This is a genomic window from Sphingobium sp. AS12 (assembly GCF_019097845.1).
Taxonomy (GTDB): domain Bacteria; phylum Pseudomonadota; class Alphaproteobacteria; order Sphingomonadales; family Sphingomonadaceae; genus Sphingobium.
Window position 1 is genome coordinate 117,949 of record NZ_JAHRGM010000056.1, and the last position, 16,597, is coordinate 134,545.

Annotated in this window: 16 protein-coding genes; 8 read left to right on the forward strand and 8 right to left on the reverse strand. The window is 61.5% G+C overall.

The genetic code is table 11. The features are described 5' to 3' along the window. Positions 1-92: 92 nt before the first annotated feature. The 5 genes from KRZ98_RS18785 to KRZ98_RS18805 all read right to left on the reverse strand — a co-directional run bounded on the left by KRZ98_RS18785 (position 93) and on the right by KRZ98_RS18805 (position 6,550). Positions 93-629 (reverse strand): lytic transglycosylase domain-containing protein, encoded by a 537-nt coding sequence (locus KRZ98_RS18785; RefSeq protein WP_253204225.1) that lies wholly within the window; start codon positions 627-629, stop codon positions 93-95. Then, complete coding sequence (locus KRZ98_RS18790; protein ID WP_231736535.1) at positions 626-1,096, reverse strand: restriction endonuclease; 471 nt, start codon at positions 1,094-1,096, stop codon at positions 626-628. Before KRZ98_RS18790 ends, KRZ98_RS18785 begins: the two co-directional genes overlap by 4 nt. A 116-nt stretch (positions 1,097-1,212) precedes the next feature. Then, positions 1,213-4,167, reverse strand: coding sequence for a MobF family relaxase (mobF, locus tag KRZ98_RS18795; RefSeq protein ID WP_066764618.1), 2,955 nt, complete (start codon positions 4,165-4,167; stop codon positions 1,213-1,215). Continuing rightward, positions 4,164-6,254, reverse strand: coding sequence for a type IV secretion system DNA-binding domain-containing protein (locus KRZ98_RS18800; protein WP_066764619.1), 2,091 nt, complete (start codon positions 6,252-6,254; stop codon positions 4,164-4,166). Before KRZ98_RS18800 ends, mobF begins: the two co-directional genes overlap by 4 nt. After that, complete coding sequence (locus KRZ98_RS18805) at positions 6,251-6,550, reverse strand: ribbon-helix-helix protein, CopG family (protein WP_066764623.1); 300 nt, start codon at positions 6,548-6,550, stop codon at positions 6,251-6,253. The genes KRZ98_RS18800 and KRZ98_RS18805 overlap by 4 nt, the downstream gene beginning before the upstream one ends. Before the next feature lie 258 nt (positions 6,551-6,808). On the opposite strand from KRZ98_RS18805, the gene KRZ98_RS18810 reads away from it, so the two are divergent. The 4 genes from KRZ98_RS18810 (at position 6,809) to KRZ98_RS18825 (ending at position 9,177) form a co-directional block, all read left to right on the forward strand. Then, positions 6,809-7,324: a helix-turn-helix transcriptional regulator gene (locus KRZ98_RS18810; RefSeq protein ID WP_231736537.1), complete on the forward strand. Its 516-nt coding sequence runs from the start codon at positions 6,809-6,811 to the stop codon at positions 7,322-7,324. Positions 7,325-7,385: 61 nt separating this feature from the next. Continuing rightward, entirely contained in the window at positions 7,386-7,712 is a 327-nt protein-coding gene (locus tag KRZ98_RS18815; RefSeq protein ID WP_066764627.1) for a hypothetical protein, read from the forward strand. Between the two features lie 41 nt (positions 7,713-7,753). Further along, on the forward strand, positions 7,754-8,230 hold the full coding sequence (locus KRZ98_RS18820) for a hypothetical protein (protein WP_066764634.1): 477 nt from the start codon (positions 7,754-7,756) through the stop codon (positions 8,228-8,230). Positions 8,231-8,334: 104 nt separating this feature from the next. Then, positions 8,335-9,177: a RadC family protein gene (locus KRZ98_RS18825; protein ID WP_217674953.1), complete on the forward strand. Its 843-nt coding sequence runs from the start codon at positions 8,335-8,337 to the stop codon at positions 9,175-9,177. A 297-nt stretch (positions 9,178-9,474) separates the two neighbouring features. On the opposite strand, the gene KRZ98_RS18830 is transcribed toward KRZ98_RS18825, so the two are convergent. Continuing rightward, the gene (locus tag KRZ98_RS18830) at positions 9,475-10,458 is read right to left on the reverse strand and encodes a radical SAM protein (RefSeq protein WP_066768708.1); all 984 of its coding nucleotides are present in this window, start codon (positions 10,456-10,458) and stop codon (positions 9,475-9,477) included. Beyond that, positions 10,455-11,048, reverse strand: a complete 594-nt coding sequence (locus KRZ98_RS18835; protein WP_066768706.1) for a cysteine hydrolase family protein — start codon at positions 11,046-11,048, stop codon at positions 10,455-10,457. The genes KRZ98_RS18830 and KRZ98_RS18835 overlap by 4 nt, the downstream gene beginning before the upstream one ends. A 62-nt stretch (positions 11,049-11,110) precedes the next feature. On the opposite strand from KRZ98_RS18835, the gene KRZ98_RS18840 reads away from it, so the two are divergent. From KRZ98_RS18840 to KRZ98_RS18850, 3 genes are all read left to right on the forward strand, one after another. Continuing rightward, entirely contained in the window at positions 11,111-11,821 is a 711-nt protein-coding gene (locus KRZ98_RS18840) for an NUDIX domain-containing protein (RefSeq protein WP_066768703.1), read from the forward strand. Between the two features lie 17 nt (positions 11,822-11,838). Next, a complete protein-coding gene (gene pncB / locus KRZ98_RS18845; protein ID WP_066768701.1) occupies positions 11,839-13,143 on the forward strand; it encodes a nicotinate phosphoribosyltransferase in 1,305 nt (434 codons plus the stop codon). Positions 13,144-13,356: 213 nt separating this feature from the next. Next, entirely contained in the window at positions 13,357-14,145 is a 789-nt protein-coding gene (locus KRZ98_RS18850; RefSeq protein WP_066768699.1) for an SDR family oxidoreductase, read from the forward strand. 54 nt (positions 14,146-14,199) lie between these two features. On the opposite strand, the gene KRZ98_RS18855 is transcribed toward KRZ98_RS18850, so the two are convergent. Next, positions 14,200-14,625, reverse strand: coding sequence for a GFA family protein (locus KRZ98_RS18855; protein ID WP_082733583.1), 426 nt, complete (start codon positions 14,623-14,625; stop codon positions 14,200-14,202). Positions 14,626-14,806: 181 nt separating this feature from the next. Here KRZ98_RS18855 and KRZ98_RS18860 point away from each other — a divergent pair, with 181 nt between their 5' ends. After that, positions 14,807-16,246 (forward strand): IS1182 family transposase, encoded by a 1,440-nt coding sequence (locus KRZ98_RS18860; protein ID WP_216313459.1) that lies wholly within the window; start codon positions 14,807-14,809, stop codon positions 16,244-16,246. Positions 16,247-16,597: the final 351 nt, after the last annotated feature.

Below are 16,597 nucleotides of genomic sequence, written 5' to 3' on the forward strand. Positions count from 1 at the left end.
GCTCCTCACTGGAGCACCCACGCGATGTCACGAAGCAAAAGTAATAATATCATATTTTTTAGTAACTTGAAGACGGTTATTCGTTAGTGCTCTCATTTCAGTTGTACGGTAGCGGGCGAAGTTCCAGGCACGAACACATCGTTCCCGAACCTTCCGCTCAGGTGCATGGCCACAGAGGCGATATAGTTTCGCTGACGCCACGTTGTCGGGCTGTGGTAGACGCCAACGGCCTTCCAATAGTCCCCCGTCGTCCGCAGAGCGGACAGAAACACCCACCGTGCGGCCTCGGCGTTGAAACAGGGATCAAAACGGAGCCAATGACGCACATGGGCTTTCGGCCGGCCGATATGCGCTGCGATGCGTCCGACCCACCAACTGTTGATCTGCAAAGGCCCCAGGTCATGGGTGCCGTTGGTGTTGGCGACCTCGGCACCGATCCAGCCTGCCTCCTGGTCGCGTAAGCCCCATAGCGTCTTTTCGAGCCAGGGCCTGCCAAGTGAGGCCTGGCGGATGCACGCACCGATTAGACGTTCCTCATCCCGATTGCGCGTCCTGGCCTGCGCCAAGGACGGTGAAATTATCACTCCGCACAGCAATATACCGATGAGACAGGGAACGAAACGCATCATACAGCCCTCATCGCCTTTGACGCCGCTCGGTCATGGTGCCCTAAGCCGGTGAGGTCTGGAAACGGCCCATCCGTCAGCAAGGCCAGAAGCGCGCGACCGGAAATGATTTCGATAGTGCTGCCATGCGCGACGGCGGCCCGGCTTTGCAGCCCGGTCCGTCCCGTATGGATGAAGAGGCCGCGCCGCCCCTTCGTGCGACAGAGCGCCTCAAATGCCGGGACATGTTCCGGCCGGATCGTATCAGCATAGCGCTTGGCCTGGATCAGCCAGACTGCGCCATTGATGACCACCTGTCCGTCGATCCCGCCATCACCGGTGTAACGGCGGTTTCGAATGACCTTGTGACCACGGCGCTCGAAACTTTCGAGCAGAAGCTCCTCGAACGCGAGCGGGTCCATGGCGCGCAGGCGGGCATAGAGGAGTTGTGGCGGCTGCAACCGGTCCCGCCCGCGAAGTTGGGCCGCCATGGCCCTGGCCTGCCGCCTCCGCCAGCGATGCTTCACGGGCATCCGAAATCGACGGACGAAAAAAGCCAGAAGGATGAGCAGCAGCGCGGACAGGATAAACAGCATGGGAAAGGACCTTATCGCTCGGGACCGTGAGACGGCTCGGGGTGATGGACAGGAAATGGCGTTGGCCGCGTCGGCTGATTGTCTGGTGCCCCGCGATCGGTGCGGGCGCGGTCGAGAATGCCCTCGAGGAAGCGGTCCAGGACCTGTGCAATACTGCGCGCGCCCTCGGCGAGATGTTCGGCGGCGCCGCGCGGCGGACGCTCCCGGCGATCAAGATGCCGTTCGAGCATGCGATCGCGGCGTTGTGCGCGCAATTGCTCCTGTTCGGCCTTGAGATTGGCCAGATGCTGTCCATGGCGGTTAGAGAGTGCATCGACACGGTCTGCCTTCAGCCGCCCCAACCCTTCCGACGAAGATGTTTTCTCGCCCGACTGCCGCTCGAGCTTGGCGATCAACGCCTCGACGTCGTTGGTCCAAAGCCTCGCGCCGAAGGCCGCGCGGGTGATGGCCGTGTAGAAATTCTGGGCGTTGACCAGCGGCGATTCGACCGGGGCGAGCACGAAGACGCGCGGATAGGTCTTGGACTGGGCGGAATAGACGGTTTCGGCATAGCCATGATCCCAGGTCCTGTGCTCGGCGAGATCGACCTGTTGCACACGTCCGTCCCGGTCCCAGCGGATCGTTGCCACCTCCCCTCCCAGCTTCTGCACGGTTCCGCGCTCGGAATTGCGCAGATCCAGTTCACGGTTGACGAGACGCCACTGGATACGGTCTCCTTCGGCAAGATCGCGATATTCGGGATTGAATATGTTGATGTGCCGGGCCCCGGTGGTCTGCGGATCCCATCGGATTGTGCGTCCTTGCTCATCGACGAGGCGCACGACCTGCCGGCCATTGGGTTCACGCCCCAGTCCGATGACGTGATAGTCGGCATTGCGGGCGACACCGAGGCCGACGATGTCGCGGTCGAAGCGCACGATCTGACCAGAGCCGTAAAAACGCGCCATATGCTTTTCAATGTCGGTCAGGCCGGCGGGTGCGAGGATGGACAGCCGGCTATCCTGGGCGGCGAGACCATTCTCATCCTTCAGCGCATCGCGAATCTTGCTGTTGACGATGAGGCGGGTCGCATTGTCGAGGACGAGAATATTGGTGCCGACCCGCGAGTCCGGCTTGAGCCGTATCCAGGCATGGACGACCTGCTCGGCCATCCTCTCATTGTCGGTGACGGTGCTGACGCTATCGAGCTTTGCCAATGACTCGGTGAAGTTGCCCGAACGTGCGGCAGTGACGGCCGCCTTGATCGATTTGGTTTCCTGACGCACGGCCTCGGTAAGTTCGACCGTCGGCAGGCCCAGTTTGCGCATCAGCCAGAACGGCTTGCCCTGCTCGATGGCGCCAGTCTGTTTCTCGTCGCCCAGCAGCAGCAATCGTGCGCCCGTCGTCCTGCTGATTTCAAGCAGCCGCTGTGCCTGGCGGTTACTCAGTTGCCCCGCCTCGTCGAGGACCAGCACATGACGGTCGGTGATCCCCTGCCCGCCTCGCGCGACGAAGCCGGCAACAGTATAGGAGGCGATATCTGCCCTCTTGCCAAGTTCGGCGGCCGCCGAAGATGTGGGCGCCAGGGCGATCAAGGTCGTGCCGGGCTCAGCCGCCTCTCCCAACACTCTGACCAGCGTCGATTTGCCGGATCCCGCGACACCGTGGATGGCGGTGATGCGATCGGGTGTCAGCGCCGTCTCGACAAGGGCATTCTGCTGCTGTTTGTTGAGGCTGGTCCCCTCCAGCACGGTAAGTAATCGATCACTTGAGGCAATCGGGCGAGCATCATTCAGGCCGAGCGCGATATGCTGGGTGAGCGCCAGTTCCAGCCGCCAGGATTTGCGACTGGTTCTCCCGCGCGTCAGTATCTTGTCGCCGGTCTGCTCATGGGTCGGCAGCAGCTTGCGCACCAGTTCGTGGTTTTCAATCCGGGGACGGATATCCTCGAGCCGGACTTCGCCGACATGGGCGGCGAGACCAGTGCGCAGAATATCGCCCAGATTGTTGACCGCTTCCGTCGTCTCCAATTGCCGCAAGCCGAACAGCGCGGCACGCGATGCCTCCTTTTCGGTGGGTGGCAGGTGTCTGCCTTCTCGCTCATGCGTTTCGTCGGTGATCAACCGCAGCGCGTCGAGCCGTGGCCCGGTCCGCTGGTGCCACCGCGCGACAAGGTCTTCCTTGCCGATCTTCACCTTGGCCTTGCGCGTGGCGTAGAATGAGGCGCGCTGGGCCTTCTGTCCCACCAGCCCATGTTCGCGGGCATGTTCTTCGATCGCGTCGGCGCGCTGCGAGAATTGTTCAATCAGATCATCGGGAACACCGCGTATCTCGAAGAGGCCCGATCGCGGGTTGGTGTCAATCTCATAGCCAGCCTCGCGCAACCCGAAGGCCAGGGCATTGCGATAGATCTGACCCGCGACGCGCTGTTCGCCATACATGACCCTGCTTTCCAGGCTCGCCATGGGATCGCCGGCTTCACGGTTGGTCATGTTGAGGACGGCCAGATGGGTGTGGAGATGAGGATCGAGTTCGCGACTGCCATGTTCGGTAAAGCGCGCAACGAGGATGCGACCGGTGGTTTCGTGAACGATCTGGCCTTCGTTCCGGCGGCGCAACTGCGCCTGTTCCTCCAGATAGGCGATAGCGGCGGTCACCGCTCCCTCATGGGCGGCAAGTACGCGTTCGTCCCCGGCCACCAGCGCCATGATCGACACGGACTTTGGCGCGTTGACCGCGAAGTCCCAGCCGGGATGGTGTTGGATCTGCCCATCGGCGCGATGGCGCCCCAGCTGCTGGTCGCCAACCTTGCCAGCCAGAAGGTCGCGAAACAGCTTCGGATCGACCGCGCCTGACAGCCCAAGATCAGCCGCGAGCTTGCCGGCCCATTCCGAAGGCTCGTTCCCGCCCTTGGTGTAATAGTCGCCGACCGTATAATAGCGGGCAATGTTGGCGGGCCGACCATGGAGACGCTGGGGCTGGATCATGCCGGCCTCGCCTGCTCACGCGGCCCATCTTCATGGCCATGCTGGACAAGTTCGGAGCGGATTTCTCCCTGCTTGCCGGCAAGGATGGACCACAGGGATCGCGCGGGAGCCGGGAGCTCGGCATGCTCTTCATTCAGCAGGATGTCCTCGACCCGCTGCGGATCGATATCGGGCGCCGGAGGGCTGAACAGATCCGGCTGTGGTGAAGGCGGCGTTGGCGTCTCCTGGAATACCGGGGGCTTCTTCGACGGCTTTTCTCCGGCGTTGGGGGCTGGCGGCGTCTGCGCAGCCTCGCGCTCCATGGCTTCACGGACCCGCGATTCGGCGTGGGCAATGCGAACGAGTGTTTGCGCCTTGTCGATCTGGGCGGGCGGATCAGTACGTTCGGCGAAGGCCTCTCCCAGCGATGGAATGTTGTTGAACCGGCTATCGAACCGGACCACAGGCAAATTGCGGCCGAAGCGCAGGAAGCCCACCAGATTGGGCAGGTTGGTGACTTCGGTCGGCATGACCAGCGGCCGTGTCACCTGCATACGCGATAGGTTGACGCCATCGCGCATGTCGTTGACGCCATAGGACATGCCCTCATTGGCCTCCACCTGTTCGACCTGACCAAGGTTGATCGAGACATGATCGGCGGTATCCGTATCATTCGCCCGCAGCGCCACCCAGGTTGAGCAATAGCCGGTGATCGCCGCGGCATCTTCCTTGCCGTAGGTCGCCTTGAGCTGTGGATAGGACTGGAAGCCCAAAATGCCGCATCCGCCATATTTGCGCGCCCGCGCAAGAAAGTCCGAAAGCGACGGCAACTTATGCAGCGTCGGCAGTTCGTCGATCACGCAATAGAGCCGCCGGTCGCGATCTGGCGTCAGGCTCATGATGGCGCTGATTGCGATGTCGAGCCAGACGGTGATCAGCGGGCGCAGCGAGGGAAGCTGATCGGCTTTCACGGTGATGAAGAGCCAGCTTCCCTCGGCGCCTTTCTCTACCCAGTCGCGGATCGAGAAGCCGTCCTCGGTATCGTCGAGATAGCTGAAGCTGCGCATGACCGAGGCGAGTTCGGCCTGGATGCCGGCGGATGTCCGCTCGCCTTCCGTGCTGATGAAGGCGGCGGCGTCCGTGCCGGTGACGAAGGCGGCCAGATCCTTGAGCTTCGAACGCAAGAGCCGATCGAGCAGGACCGAGACATAGGTATGTTTCTGACGCGCGAGTTTGCGCATGACCGCGACCAGCGTGCCCCGCGCCGCCTTGGCCCAGAAGGGATCGCCATGCTTGTCAGGAATCGTCGACTCGGCGATTTGATCATAGTGATAGTCGCGCGGCACATCGACCCAGGGCGACCACCGCGCCGTCCGCTGGTCGAGCGGGTTGAGCAGCATGTCGGTGCCTTGCCGGTAGAATTTCTCGACGAAGGTGCCGGCGGTGTCATAGACGATCGCGCGACGGCCTGATTTACGGATACCTTCCAGCATGCCGACAATGAGATTGGTCTTGCCGGTACCCGGAGCGCCGCACAGCAGGATATGCTCGGGCTCGAAGGCTTCCGGAACTGGAACGGCTCCGATAACGAGCGGCCCTTTTTTCTGACCCCACAGCGCGCGTCGAACCTGGCGGATGGTGCCGAAGCGCGCGCCGCGCAAATATTCGTTGGAGCCGAGCCCCCTGCCCGTCCGCGTGAAATAGAACCACGCCCAGCCGAGCATGGCAAACGCGAACAGCCCGGAAATTAGCGCCCCATGCAGCAGATAGCCCTCGAAAGACCGCAGGGTCTTGTTCGCGAGCGCCGAGGCGACCAGCCAGTCCGCCGAAGTCCAGTAAGCCAGGCCTTCTGGCGTGCGAAACTGTACCGGGTCATTGGTTCCGGCAGCCGCGTCGACCTTGATCATCGCCTCGGCCAGCTTGAGCAGGACAAACCGCTCATATTCGGTCGATTTTTCGAACGCATACCAAAGCGTGCCGATGATCCAGATGATGAAGCCGGCTAATATCGTCTGGTAAAAGACCTGTGTGGTCATGCGGACGTTGTGGACGATCGCCTGCCCGCCGCGCGTCCATGAACCCAGCATATCGTTGCGGAAGATGCTCATGGGAGATCCTCTCCACCGAGCAGACCGCGTTCGGCGAGAATAACGCGGGCCTGCGACATCCCTTGCTCGAGCGCCTTGGGAGACTGCTGGCCGACGGACGTCGCGACGATCGATAATATCTGGATCGAAGTGGCGAGGATCTCATCCTGGGAGGAGAAGACGTAGCGCTTGCGTTCGTCGACCGCCTGCTCAAGCAGCTGCCGTATGAAGCCGGACAAGGACAGGTTCGCACCGCGAGCACGGCGCATCAAGGCAGCATGCAGCGACTCATCGAGACGGAAATTGAGCTTGGGCAAGCGAAGGGTCTCCTTGTCCGGAGACCTTCGCAGATGTCATGAAGCCTTGGCACGTTACCGAATCCGCATTCGTGGCGCAAGTTACGAAGATTCAAAAATCTATAGCCGGAAGAATTATAGGAACGCTTTTCGGCTGTTACCGACCGCGGGGTGTTTCAATCGAGGAGTATGGATATGCTTCTTCGCGGCGATTCGCCTTGATCGCGTGCGGAGATTGCGCATTGCCATATCGCGTGTTCGGGCAGGAGGAAGGCATCAGTGGAAGAATCAGACGGCCTCTCCCGCTGGTCACGCCTCACTGACAAGCATCGCGCCTGCCTCGATCTTGTTGTTGAACGCAAGAGTTCGAAGGAAATCGCACGGGTTCTTCAGATTTCCAAGCCCACCGTCGATCAGCGCATCACCGCCGCCCGAAAAATTCTCGATGCAGCCGACCGCGATCAGGCGGCAGTCATCTACGCCAGGTTGAAGAGTGTATATGATCGCGTCACATATGATCCAGTGCAGCTTCCCCCGCTGCCTGTCCTGGTGCCATCAGACTTCTCGGACGGCGACCCGTCATCGGTTCTTTTGCTGAGCGATAGTATCGCGCCCAGCATCAGGTCCGGGGACATAGGGAAGGATTTTCTGGCGCCGTTCCAGGAAGGGTGGAGACACGATTACGGCATCCCGGCGCGCATAATGATCATGGTGGCTATGCTCACCGCCCTGGTCATCGTCGTGTTTCTGGGCCTCGGCATTGCCGAGACGCTTACGCGCCTCGTTTCCAACTAATCCTGACAATCTGGCCCAACATTGCCCGGAAGCGCTTCGCGCTCCCGGCGAAGGAGAAACTATGTCCAATTCCGAATCGCTCGCGGTAGCTCGTCTCCAACGCGATGTGCCTGGTGCCGAAGCCCGGATCGACGACGCAATCATCGCCCTTTCCACGCTCATGACCAGCGTCGTGACTGCCCGGCGTGAGATAGGCGTTGCCGCGAAAACGGGGCAGGCGACCATCATACGTCTCGCAAAGGCGCAGATGTCGCTGATCGATATCAGCAACGACGTTCTACGGGCCCATGGCGAACTTGCCGATATCGGCAAGGAGACCGCAGGTCTCGATCTCCACGAATGTCCTTCGATGGCCGTAGCGCCCCCTCACCTCGCCGCCGTTGCCTAAAGTCGATTGACCAGGAGCCATCGACATGATTTGGAAACGGAATGTTACGCATTGCCCTGTTTCTGATATTCCTGTCGATGGCGATCGGATACGCCATCTGGAAGGGAGGAGTGCCGGAACGGGCTATGGCCGCTATCCTGATAGCCATGGCCTTGATGGATCAGGCTCTTCACCTCTTCATACCGGCCCACTTTGCGACGGTCGACACCGGTCATCTTACGATCGATCTCTTTGCGGCGGCATCGACGATCTCGCTGGCCATAGTGGCGCACAGGTTCTGGCCGATGGTGGCTGCCGTCCTTCAGATACTTCCACTTCTGGCGCATTTCAGCCGGGCGCTGGATCTGAGCATGCATCCGATCGCGTATCTGACGATGCAGGTTGCCTCATCCTGGCTTCTCCCGCCGCTTCTGGCCCTCGGAACCTGGCGACATCGGCTGCGCCTGCAACGCAACGGCAGCGATCCATCCTGGCAGACTTCATTGAAATCATCGAGCCGGTCGATGGAGACCAGCTAGCAAACGCCCTCTTCGACGAATTTCGTAGCCTCGGGCGCATCTTCGCTCAAAGCCCCCAGTCGCTGGAGCGTGTGCTTGGCGGTCATGCAGCCGTCGCCCGGATATTGCTGGGCTCCCGCCTGGTGCTCCTTGAAGGAATGCGGGAGGAATTTGCTTCTCTTCCGATCAGTCCAGACTGCCCCAATTTGCTTCAATATCTGATGGCTTCGATGGGCGCTCTGCCCGACGAGGTCTTGCGGGTCATATTTCTTGACAGCGCGGGGCATCTGATCGCCGATGAGCAACTGCAGGTTGGTTCTCTCCGGCAACTGGCACTTTATCCTCGCGCTATCTTTCGACGTGCTATGGAACTCGATGCTGCCGGATTGATCCTTGTACACAATCATCCAAGTGGAAATCCGAATCCCAGCGAAAGCGACATTGCCGTCACACAGACCTTGTCGGAAATCGGTCGTTCCCTCGACATCGATATCGTCGATCATATCGTGGTTACCGCGACCCGGACCATGAGAGTGTCATCCCTAAACATGTTCCAGCCCCATCGACCGACAGAAAGCTCCCATGTCATTAAGGACAGCGTAGGGCCGAAAGCCGGCTACCCCTATGATCGAGGTCCCGCAGCCCTTGAGAACGCAAGAGCCGTCCGCGAGCGCCGCAAGTTCCGAAGTGCGTTGATCGGGTCGCCGGAACTGTTTGGTGAGCCGTCCTGGGAGATGTTGATCGAGGTGTTCATCCAGGAAGCCGAAGGTGTAAAGATCGCGGTCAACACATTATGCCGTTCCTCCACCGCCACGCCCAGTACCGCGCTTCGTATCTTCAACAAGCTTTGCGAGGCGAGGCTGCTGGTAAAGGTAAGCGATCCCAATGATGGTCGCCGTCACTTTGTTCAGCTGACGCTTCGGGCCAGAAAATCGCTTTATGCCTATTTTTGCGTAGAGAAAAATTGACCCGCAGGCACGGATGCAAGTAGGTCATCAAGAGCAGAACGACTGTACCTAGCTGGGGCAACCAGACCGACTTGGCAGGGCAGGATTGCAATAATATCCTACAGCAGGACTACGTGGAGGACGCCGCCACGGCGCGATTCACCCGTCTGTCGCCATCCAACGTCGCCTGGCGATCTAATTGCTATTCCTGCTGTTCGTCGCGGATCCTACGGGGCTTCTCGAGACGATCTCGATCCTCTGGCAGTGTGACGATCCGCTATGGATTGGGAGCGAAGGCTGAATCGAGCGCACGCCGCCTCAGACGACCTGCGCCGCCAGCGGTTCGAATTTGGCGAATTGCTGGGTGCTCGGGCAATCGGCGCAGTCGCGGTGCGCGTTCCCGCTCTGATGCGATCGCAGGCGCTGCGGCAAGGCATCGAGATCGGCGGGGCTTTGTAGACCGTCTACCGTGATCTCGAAATGCTCGGGCGCGAAGCTGCACGGCGCGACCCGGCCCGCCTCGTCGATAAACAGGAAGGTCTCCGCGACCCGGCAATCGGTTATGGGAAGCGCCCGCCCCGCCACGCTATCCGCGAACCGTTCGAGATAGGCAGCACCACCTACCAAGGTCGTCCCCACCTGGCGGAGCTCGGAGCGCAGCCGCGGCACTTCGTCCGCAAGGCGCGCAACGTCATCAGAGCTCAGGCCATGGCTGGGATAGAATTCGGGCCGGTCGCGCCCGCCCAGCTGATTGAAGCTGATCTCGTCGACTCCCCAGTCGGCGAGCATGCGGCATAGCGAGGCGAAGCCCGCAATATTGTCGCGCATCAGCACGACATTGACCCGGACCTTGAGCCCCGCGCCCGCCGCGTCGCGTTCGGCCACCAGCGCGGGCACCGTCTGCGCGAGCTTGGCGAATGCGCCGCGCCAGCCGCGCATGGCATCGTGGAAATCGGCCATGCCATCGATGCTGATCGTCACCTCGCTGTAGCACCGTACCAGTTCTGCGCGGACCTGCGGCGCACCCAGGCGGGTGCCGTTGGTGGTCAGGCTGAGATCGACACCCTGTTCGGCGGCACGTGCGTCCAGTTCCGTGCGTGGTGCCCACAACAGGGGCTCGCCGCCGAGCCAGCTGAGCAGCACGGGCTGCCCTGTCGCACCGCGCCAGGCGCCGAGCAGGTCGATGAACCGCGCGACCCTGGCCGGATCGGCTTCCTCGCGCGGCAGGCCCAGGCGCTTGTCGTACGCGCAGAACGGGCACGCCAGATTGCAATGGTTCGATACGCGCCACAGGACGATCATGCCGCCGTCTCCAGCCGCAGCGGCGCATTCGCGAAATCCTCGGCAACGACTTGCTCAATCTGCCGCGCGATCCCGCGGGTCAGGCCCGCCGGCAGCTCGACCGCGAAGGCGCGCGCCACAAATCCCTCGATCGCCCAGCGCACGCAATAGTCGGCAGCGACGCCGATCACCGCCACCTCGCGCACGCCGCGCGCTATCAGCGCCGCGAAGAAGGCGTCGCGCGCCACGGTCTCGCCCGTGGCGACCGCCTCGATCGCGATATCGGCCTCGGCCCACATGTCGAACACGCCTTTCTCGAGCCGGTAGACCGGAATCGCCGCATTGACGACATTGGAATCGAGCATGTTTGCCCAGCCCGGCGTGCTGTGCACGCAGTGAAGGGGAAACTGTTCGGCCTCGGCAGAGGCGGGATAGGCCTCGGCCGAATGGGTGTCGAAGGTGAAAAGCACCCCGGCAGTTTCCGCCGGCCGGAGCAATGCGAGCCAGCGCTGCATCGGGGCGATCAGCGCCTCGGCTCCGGCGACCGGCAGCGCCCCGTCCGCGCACATGAAATCGGCCTGTGTATCCACCACGACGACGAAGCGTTGCATAGTCGCATCTCCCATGAATCAGGCTTGACATAAACCCATATTGCATATAAGTAAAGCGCATCATGAATATAAGTGGCGATAGCGAATTTCTCAGCGACTATGATCCGACGGCGTACGATTGCCCCTCGGTCACCGTCGATCTCGTGCTGCTTGGCCTGCACCGCCAGCGGCTGTCGGCGTTGCTGGTGCGGCGCGACCAGCCGCCGCAGGCGGGGCACTGGGCATTGCCCGGCGGATTCGTCGCGATCGACGAGAGCCTCGACGTCGCCGCCGCGCGGCTGCTCCGCGACAAGGTGGGTTTCGACGGCGCCCATCTCGAGCAGCTCTACAGTTTCGGCGCCGTCGATCGCGATCCGCGCATGCGCGTGATCACCATCGCCTATCTGGCATTGCTCCGCGAGGATCAGATGAATGCGGCCGTGCGCGCGGGCCGGGTCGCGGTCGCGGCGCTCGAAGGCGAGAGGTTGGCGGCGATCGGCGAGGACCAGGCGGCGCTTCCTTTGGCCTTCGATCACCAGGCGATCCTGGCGCTCGCTCGCGATCGGCTGCGCGGCAAGATCGACTATTCGGACCTGGCCTTCGCGTTCCTGCCCCCGCGCTTCACGCTGCGCGCGCTCCAGGACGTGCACGAGGCGGTGCTCGGCACGCCGCTCAACAAGCCCGCCTTTCGCCGCCGAATGCTCGATCGGGGCCGACTGGTGGCGACGGGCATGCGCGAGGACGAGGCATCGCATCGCCCCGCCGAACTGTTCACGCTCGGCAGCGCCCGCTGACCAGCCCGGAGCCATTGATGGTCTATACCGATATTGCCACGCGCACCTACAACCATGGCTGGCGGCTCGACCCGATCGTGCGCAGCCTGCTCGACACCGATTTCTACAAGTTGCTGATGCTCCAGCTGATCTGGCGGCTCCACCGCGACACCCAGGCGACCTTCGCGCTGATCAACCGCACCCGCTCGGTCCGCCTCGCCGAGGTGATCGACGAAGGCGAGCTGCGCGCGCAGCTCGATCATGCGCGCACGCTGCGGCTGGGCAAGAAGGAGCTGATTTGGCTCGCCGGCAACAGCTTCTATGGCAATGCGCGGATGTTCGACCCCGAATTCCTCGCCTGGCTCAAGGATTTCCGACTCCCCGAATATGAGCTGCGCGTCGTCGACGGCCAGTTCGAGCTGCACTTCGCCGGGCCATGGACGCACACCACGATGTGGGAGATCCCGGCGCTTTCGATCATCAACGAGCTACGCGCCCGCGCGGCCATGGCCGGCAAAGATCGCTTTGCGCTCGATATCCTCTACGCCCGCGCCAAGGCGAAGATGTGGGACAAGGTCGAGCGACTCCGGCATCTGCCCGATCTGGTTCTTTCCGACTTCGGCACGCGTCGAAGACACGGCTTCCTATGGCAGCGTTGGTGCGTCGAAGCGGTCAAGGAAGGGTTGGGCGACCGCTTCATTGGGACTTCGAACGTCTTGCTGGCGATGGACAGCGATCTCGAGGCGATCGGCACCAACGCGCACGAACTGCCGATGGTCGCCGCCGCACTGGCAGAGAACGATGGCGCGCTGGCCACAGCGCCCTATCGCGTGCTTGACGAATGGCGGCAAGCTTATGATGGTAATCTGCTGATTGCCTTGCCCGATGCGTTCGGCACCACCGCGTTCCTGCGCAACGCGCCTGAATGGGTTGCAGACTGGACCGGTTTCCGCCCCGACAGCGCTCCGCCGATCGCGGGCGGCGAGCAGATCCTTGACTGGTGGCGCGAACGGGGCCGAGATCCGCGCAGGAAGCTATTGATTTTTTCGGACGGCATGGACGTCGATTCGATCGAGGCTACCTATCGATATTTTCACGGACGTGTGCGCACGAGCTTTGGATGGGGCACCAACCTGACCAACGACTTCCGCGACTGCGATCCCGACGGTGGCGCCGGCCTCGCGCCGATCTCGCTAGTCTGCAAGGTCGTCAGCGCCAACGGCCGCCCGGCAGTCAAGCTCTCCGACAATCCCGCAAAGGCCACTGGCGAGCCGAAGGAGATCGAGCGCTACCTTCGCGTTTTCGGAGAGGCGGATCGCGGCGTGCAGCCGGTCCGCGTATGACCGCTCGGGGCGGTTGCCGCCGAGCTGGAGGGCAGAACCCGCGCATAACTCCCGGCGACATTCACAGGCGGGCGGCGGTTATCGCCTGATTTTCGGACATGGCAAATGGCTGGACGTGGTGATCCCGCTGGCGGCAGACCCCCGCCACGCCACAGAAGGAATGCGAATGTCGAGCAGGCTGGCAACCAGGCAGACGGGCGGCTATGAGAAAGCATGACGCCGTTGCCGATTAACAACTCGTGGGTGCTGGTAACTGGTGCCTCAACCGGCCTGGGCAGAGCGTCTGCCCTCCGCTTAGCGGAATCATACCAAGCCAAGCCGCTGATAGTTGGTCGACGACTAGATAGCTTGTTACAGTTACAGGCCGAAATTGGCGAGCGGTTCGATGTCGCTTGCGAGATCGTTGTCGCCGATCAACGTGAAAACGAGGGTCGGAAGAAAATCGCGGCCAAGGTTGCAGACCTTGAGGTGAACGCGGCTTTGTTAGCTGCTGGGCTGACCAGCGTCGGCTCATTCGATGTAGATCGGGCCGCTGCCTACGCCGAGGTAATTGAGACAAACATACTTGGGTTCACCGACCTACTGGCCCGCCTCGTTACGATATTCAGGCAGCGCCCCTCTGAAACATCGATCATCGCGGTTTCAAGCTTAGGGGGTGAAACATCTGTGCCATTCCAAGCGGTCTATGGCGCGTCCAAGGCCTATGTTAGCACCCTTGTACGTGGGGTTTCCGCCGAGCTTGCCGGCACGGGGGTCAGCGTTGGATCATTTGTACCAGGCGGCATCGACACCGGCATGGCTGCCCTTAGCGATCTGAGGTGGGGAAAGATGGGCTTGATGGATGTCGATCGGTGCGCCGCACACGCGGTCAAGGCTCTAATTTATCGGCAACCCTTCACCATACCGGGGCTGAGCAACCGGCTTACTTATATGGCCAGTAGGGCTCTGCCTCGATCACTGGTCAGTCGTATCGCGGCGCTGCCTTATCGGCAGCCGCAATAAACTGATTTTCGTTGGGCACCGAAATGTAGACAAACCGCTATTCGTTGGCCCAACCTATTGTGCAGGTATATAGCGAAGCGTGCCTACCTGGCGCGTATGCCCGCCAGTGTCGTTCGGGTGATTTACACCGTCTAAGACGGGCACTTCGAAGAAATCGAAGGGGCTTATTCCATCCAAACAGGCTACGTTCACCCCATACTGGTTCTGATTGGATCGGCGCTGATGGTGAGTATAGATTCCGCAACGAGAGCAGAAGAAGTGCTGGGCTGATTCCGTATTGAAACGATAACTTGTTAGGGTGCCTTCACCCTGAAGAAATCTGATCCCGCCCATCTGCGCCGAGACAACGACCGCACCTCGCATTCGACAATAGGAGCAAGTGCAACGGCGGATTGTATTGAGGCTATCACTGAGCGTCGCCTCAAAGCGGACTGCGCCACAATGGCACTGCCCATTTCGGATATTCGCCTCGTCTGCCATGATGCAAGCCTCTTGTGAGCCTCAAATCTATGTCTGCCGACACCGTAAAATCAAGGTGTCGCTAGCGGCTGCAAGTGAAACGACACGAGCGATCCGCTCCAACCCGACCGACAATCACATCAGTCTGTCCGAAAACTCCGTAGCGGATTCCCGGGTTGTTGCGGGTTTGGTATGATCGGGCATGGGCTACATCGAAGGACATTCGCGCGATCAGATGCTGCTGCTGCCAGCCTCGGTCAATGACGATGTTTCGGCGGACAACCCGGTACGCTTCATCGCTGCGTTCATCGATGATCTGGATCTTGGCGAGCTTGGCTTTGACCGCTCGCGGCCCAAGCGCACCGGCCGCCCCGGTTATGATCCGGCCGATCTGCTGAAGCTGTATCTCTATGGCTATCTCAATCGCGTCCGGTCGAGCCGGTGCCTGGCGGCCGAGACGGCACGCAACCTTGAAGTAATCTGGCTGCTTGGCGGGCTGCGCCCTGATTTCCGCACGATCGCTGACTTCCGCAAAACGAACCGCGCCGCGTTCAAGCCGCTGTTCCGATCCTTCGTACTGCTGTGCCGCCGCCTCGACCTGTTCGGGCGCGAGTTGGTGGCGGTGGACGGTACGCGGCTCAAGGCGGTGAACAGCCGCAAGCGCAACTTCACGCGTCAGAAGCTGGCCGGATGGATCAAGCTCGCGGACGAGCGGATCGAAGAGTATCTGGCCCGCCTTGATCTTGCCGATAGGGCCGAAGCCGAAGCAGAAGGTGCGGCCCGCCGTGCAGCGGCGCTGGAGGCAAAGATTGCACGGATGCGGAAACGGCGTGAACTGCACAGTGCGATGCTGGCCGATCTTGTCGCGAGTGGAGAAAGCCAATTGTCGCTTACCGACCCCGACGCACGTGGGATGGCAACCAGCCCCAAGGTCGGCGTGGGTTACAATGCGCAGGTCGCGGTCGATGCCAGGCACAAGCTCATCGTCGAACAATATGTCACCAACTCGGGCAGTGATCTGGGCTTTCTGGCGCAGACGGCCAGCGCCGCACGCGAGATACTGGGCGTCGAGCAGATCGATGCTGTTGCCGACAAGGGTTATTACAAAGGGGAAGATATCGCCACCTGCGAGGATGTCGGCGTCGTTCCCTATGTCGTGCGCCCGCAACGCGGCCCCGGCATCAATGAGGGCTATTTCGCGAAGAGCGAGTTTCGGTACGACGCCGACGAGGATTGCTACACCTGCCCCGGCGGACAACGCCTCGATCCCTATACGCGTTCACAAAAGCCGAACGGGCATGTCACGATCCGTTACGCAAACATGCGGGCCTGCGGGACCTGTGCGCTCAAACCCCAATGCGCGTCCGGCACACGGCGAAGCATCGACCGATGGGAAGGCGAGGCCGTGCTTGAGCGCATGGCGGAACGTCTTGCCGCACGGCCCGACATTACCGACCGGCGGCGCGAGACGGTCGAGCATCCCTTTGGCACCATAAAGCAGTGGATGAACCAGGGCGCGTTCCTGATGCGGGGCCTGGCCAACGTCAATGCCGAGTTCAGCCTGACAGCGCTCGCCTATAATCTCAGGCGGGCCATCAACATCCTCGGCATCCCGGCCCTGCTAGGCGCTGTGCGGGCCTGAAATGGCGCAGCGTCCGCCATCGATGCCACTACATCACGTTACATTGCCTGATACGGCCCATCAGGGCACCCTCTCGCGCTCTTGCCCCGAAAATCACCATAAATCGCAAACCGACTTGGCCCGCTCGACCGAATGACTATCCAATCCGGCGTTTTCGGACGGACTGACATGAAACGCGCCGGTCCATCTTGGCGGTAGCGGCTAGGTGCGAGATCAGCCCCGACGCCCCCTGACGGAAAACCCTGCCACCGGCGTTGTCGGACACTTTCTCAATCCGACAGTGATTTTCGGGCATTCCACGGGATCACAGGGCCGCGCAATTCCGTGCGCGCCGGATTTTCGCCGGAACCG

Bases quoted from the DNA above. Each gene is read 5' to 3' on its own strand.
- KRZ98_RS18785 (WP_253204225.1), bottom strand. From the start codon at position 629: ATGATGCGTTTCGTTCCCTGTCTCATCGGTATATTGCTGTGCGGAGTG.
- KRZ98_RS18790 (WP_231736535.1), bottom strand. From the start codon at position 1,096: ATGGCGGCCCAACTTCGCGGGCGGGACCGGTTGCAGCCGCCACAACTC.
- mobF (WP_066764618.1), bottom strand. From the start codon at position 4,167: ATGATCCAGCCCCAGCGTCTCCATGGTCGGCCCGCCAACATTGCCCGC.
- KRZ98_RS18800 (WP_066764619.1), bottom strand. From the start codon at position 6,254: ATGAGCATCTTCCGCAACGATATGCTGGGTTCATGGACGCGCGGCGGG.
- KRZ98_RS18815 (WP_066764627.1), top strand. From the start codon at position 7,386: ATGTCCAATTCCGAATCGCTCGCGGTAGCTCGTCTCCAACGCGATGTG.
- KRZ98_RS18820 (WP_066764634.1), top strand. From the start codon at position 7,754: ATGTTACGCATTGCCCTGTTTCTGATATTCCTGTCGATGGCGATCGGA.
- KRZ98_RS18830 (WP_066768708.1), bottom strand. From the start codon at position 10,458: ATGATCGTCCTGTGGCGCGTATCGAACCATTGCAATCTGGCGTGCCCG.
- KRZ98_RS18835 (WP_066768706.1), bottom strand. From the start codon at position 11,048: ATGCAACGCTTCGTCGTCGTGGTGGATACACAGGCCGATTTCATGTGC.
- KRZ98_RS18840 (WP_066768703.1), top strand. From the start codon at position 11,111: ATGAATATAAGTGGCGATAGCGAATTTCTCAGCGACTATGATCCGACG.
- pncB (WP_066768701.1), top strand. From the start codon at position 11,839: ATGGTCTATACCGATATTGCCACGCGCACCTACAACCATGGCTGGCGG.
- KRZ98_RS18850 (WP_066768699.1), top strand. From the start codon at position 13,357: ATGACGCCGTTGCCGATTAACAACTCGTGGGTGCTGGTAACTGGTGCC.
- KRZ98_RS18855 (WP_082733583.1), bottom strand. From the start codon at position 14,625: ATGGCAGACGAGGCGAATATCCGAAATGGGCAGTGCCATTGTGGCGCA.
- KRZ98_RS18860 (WP_216313459.1), top strand. From the start codon at position 14,807: ATGGGCTACATCGAAGGACATTCGCGCGATCAGATGCTGCTGCTGCCA.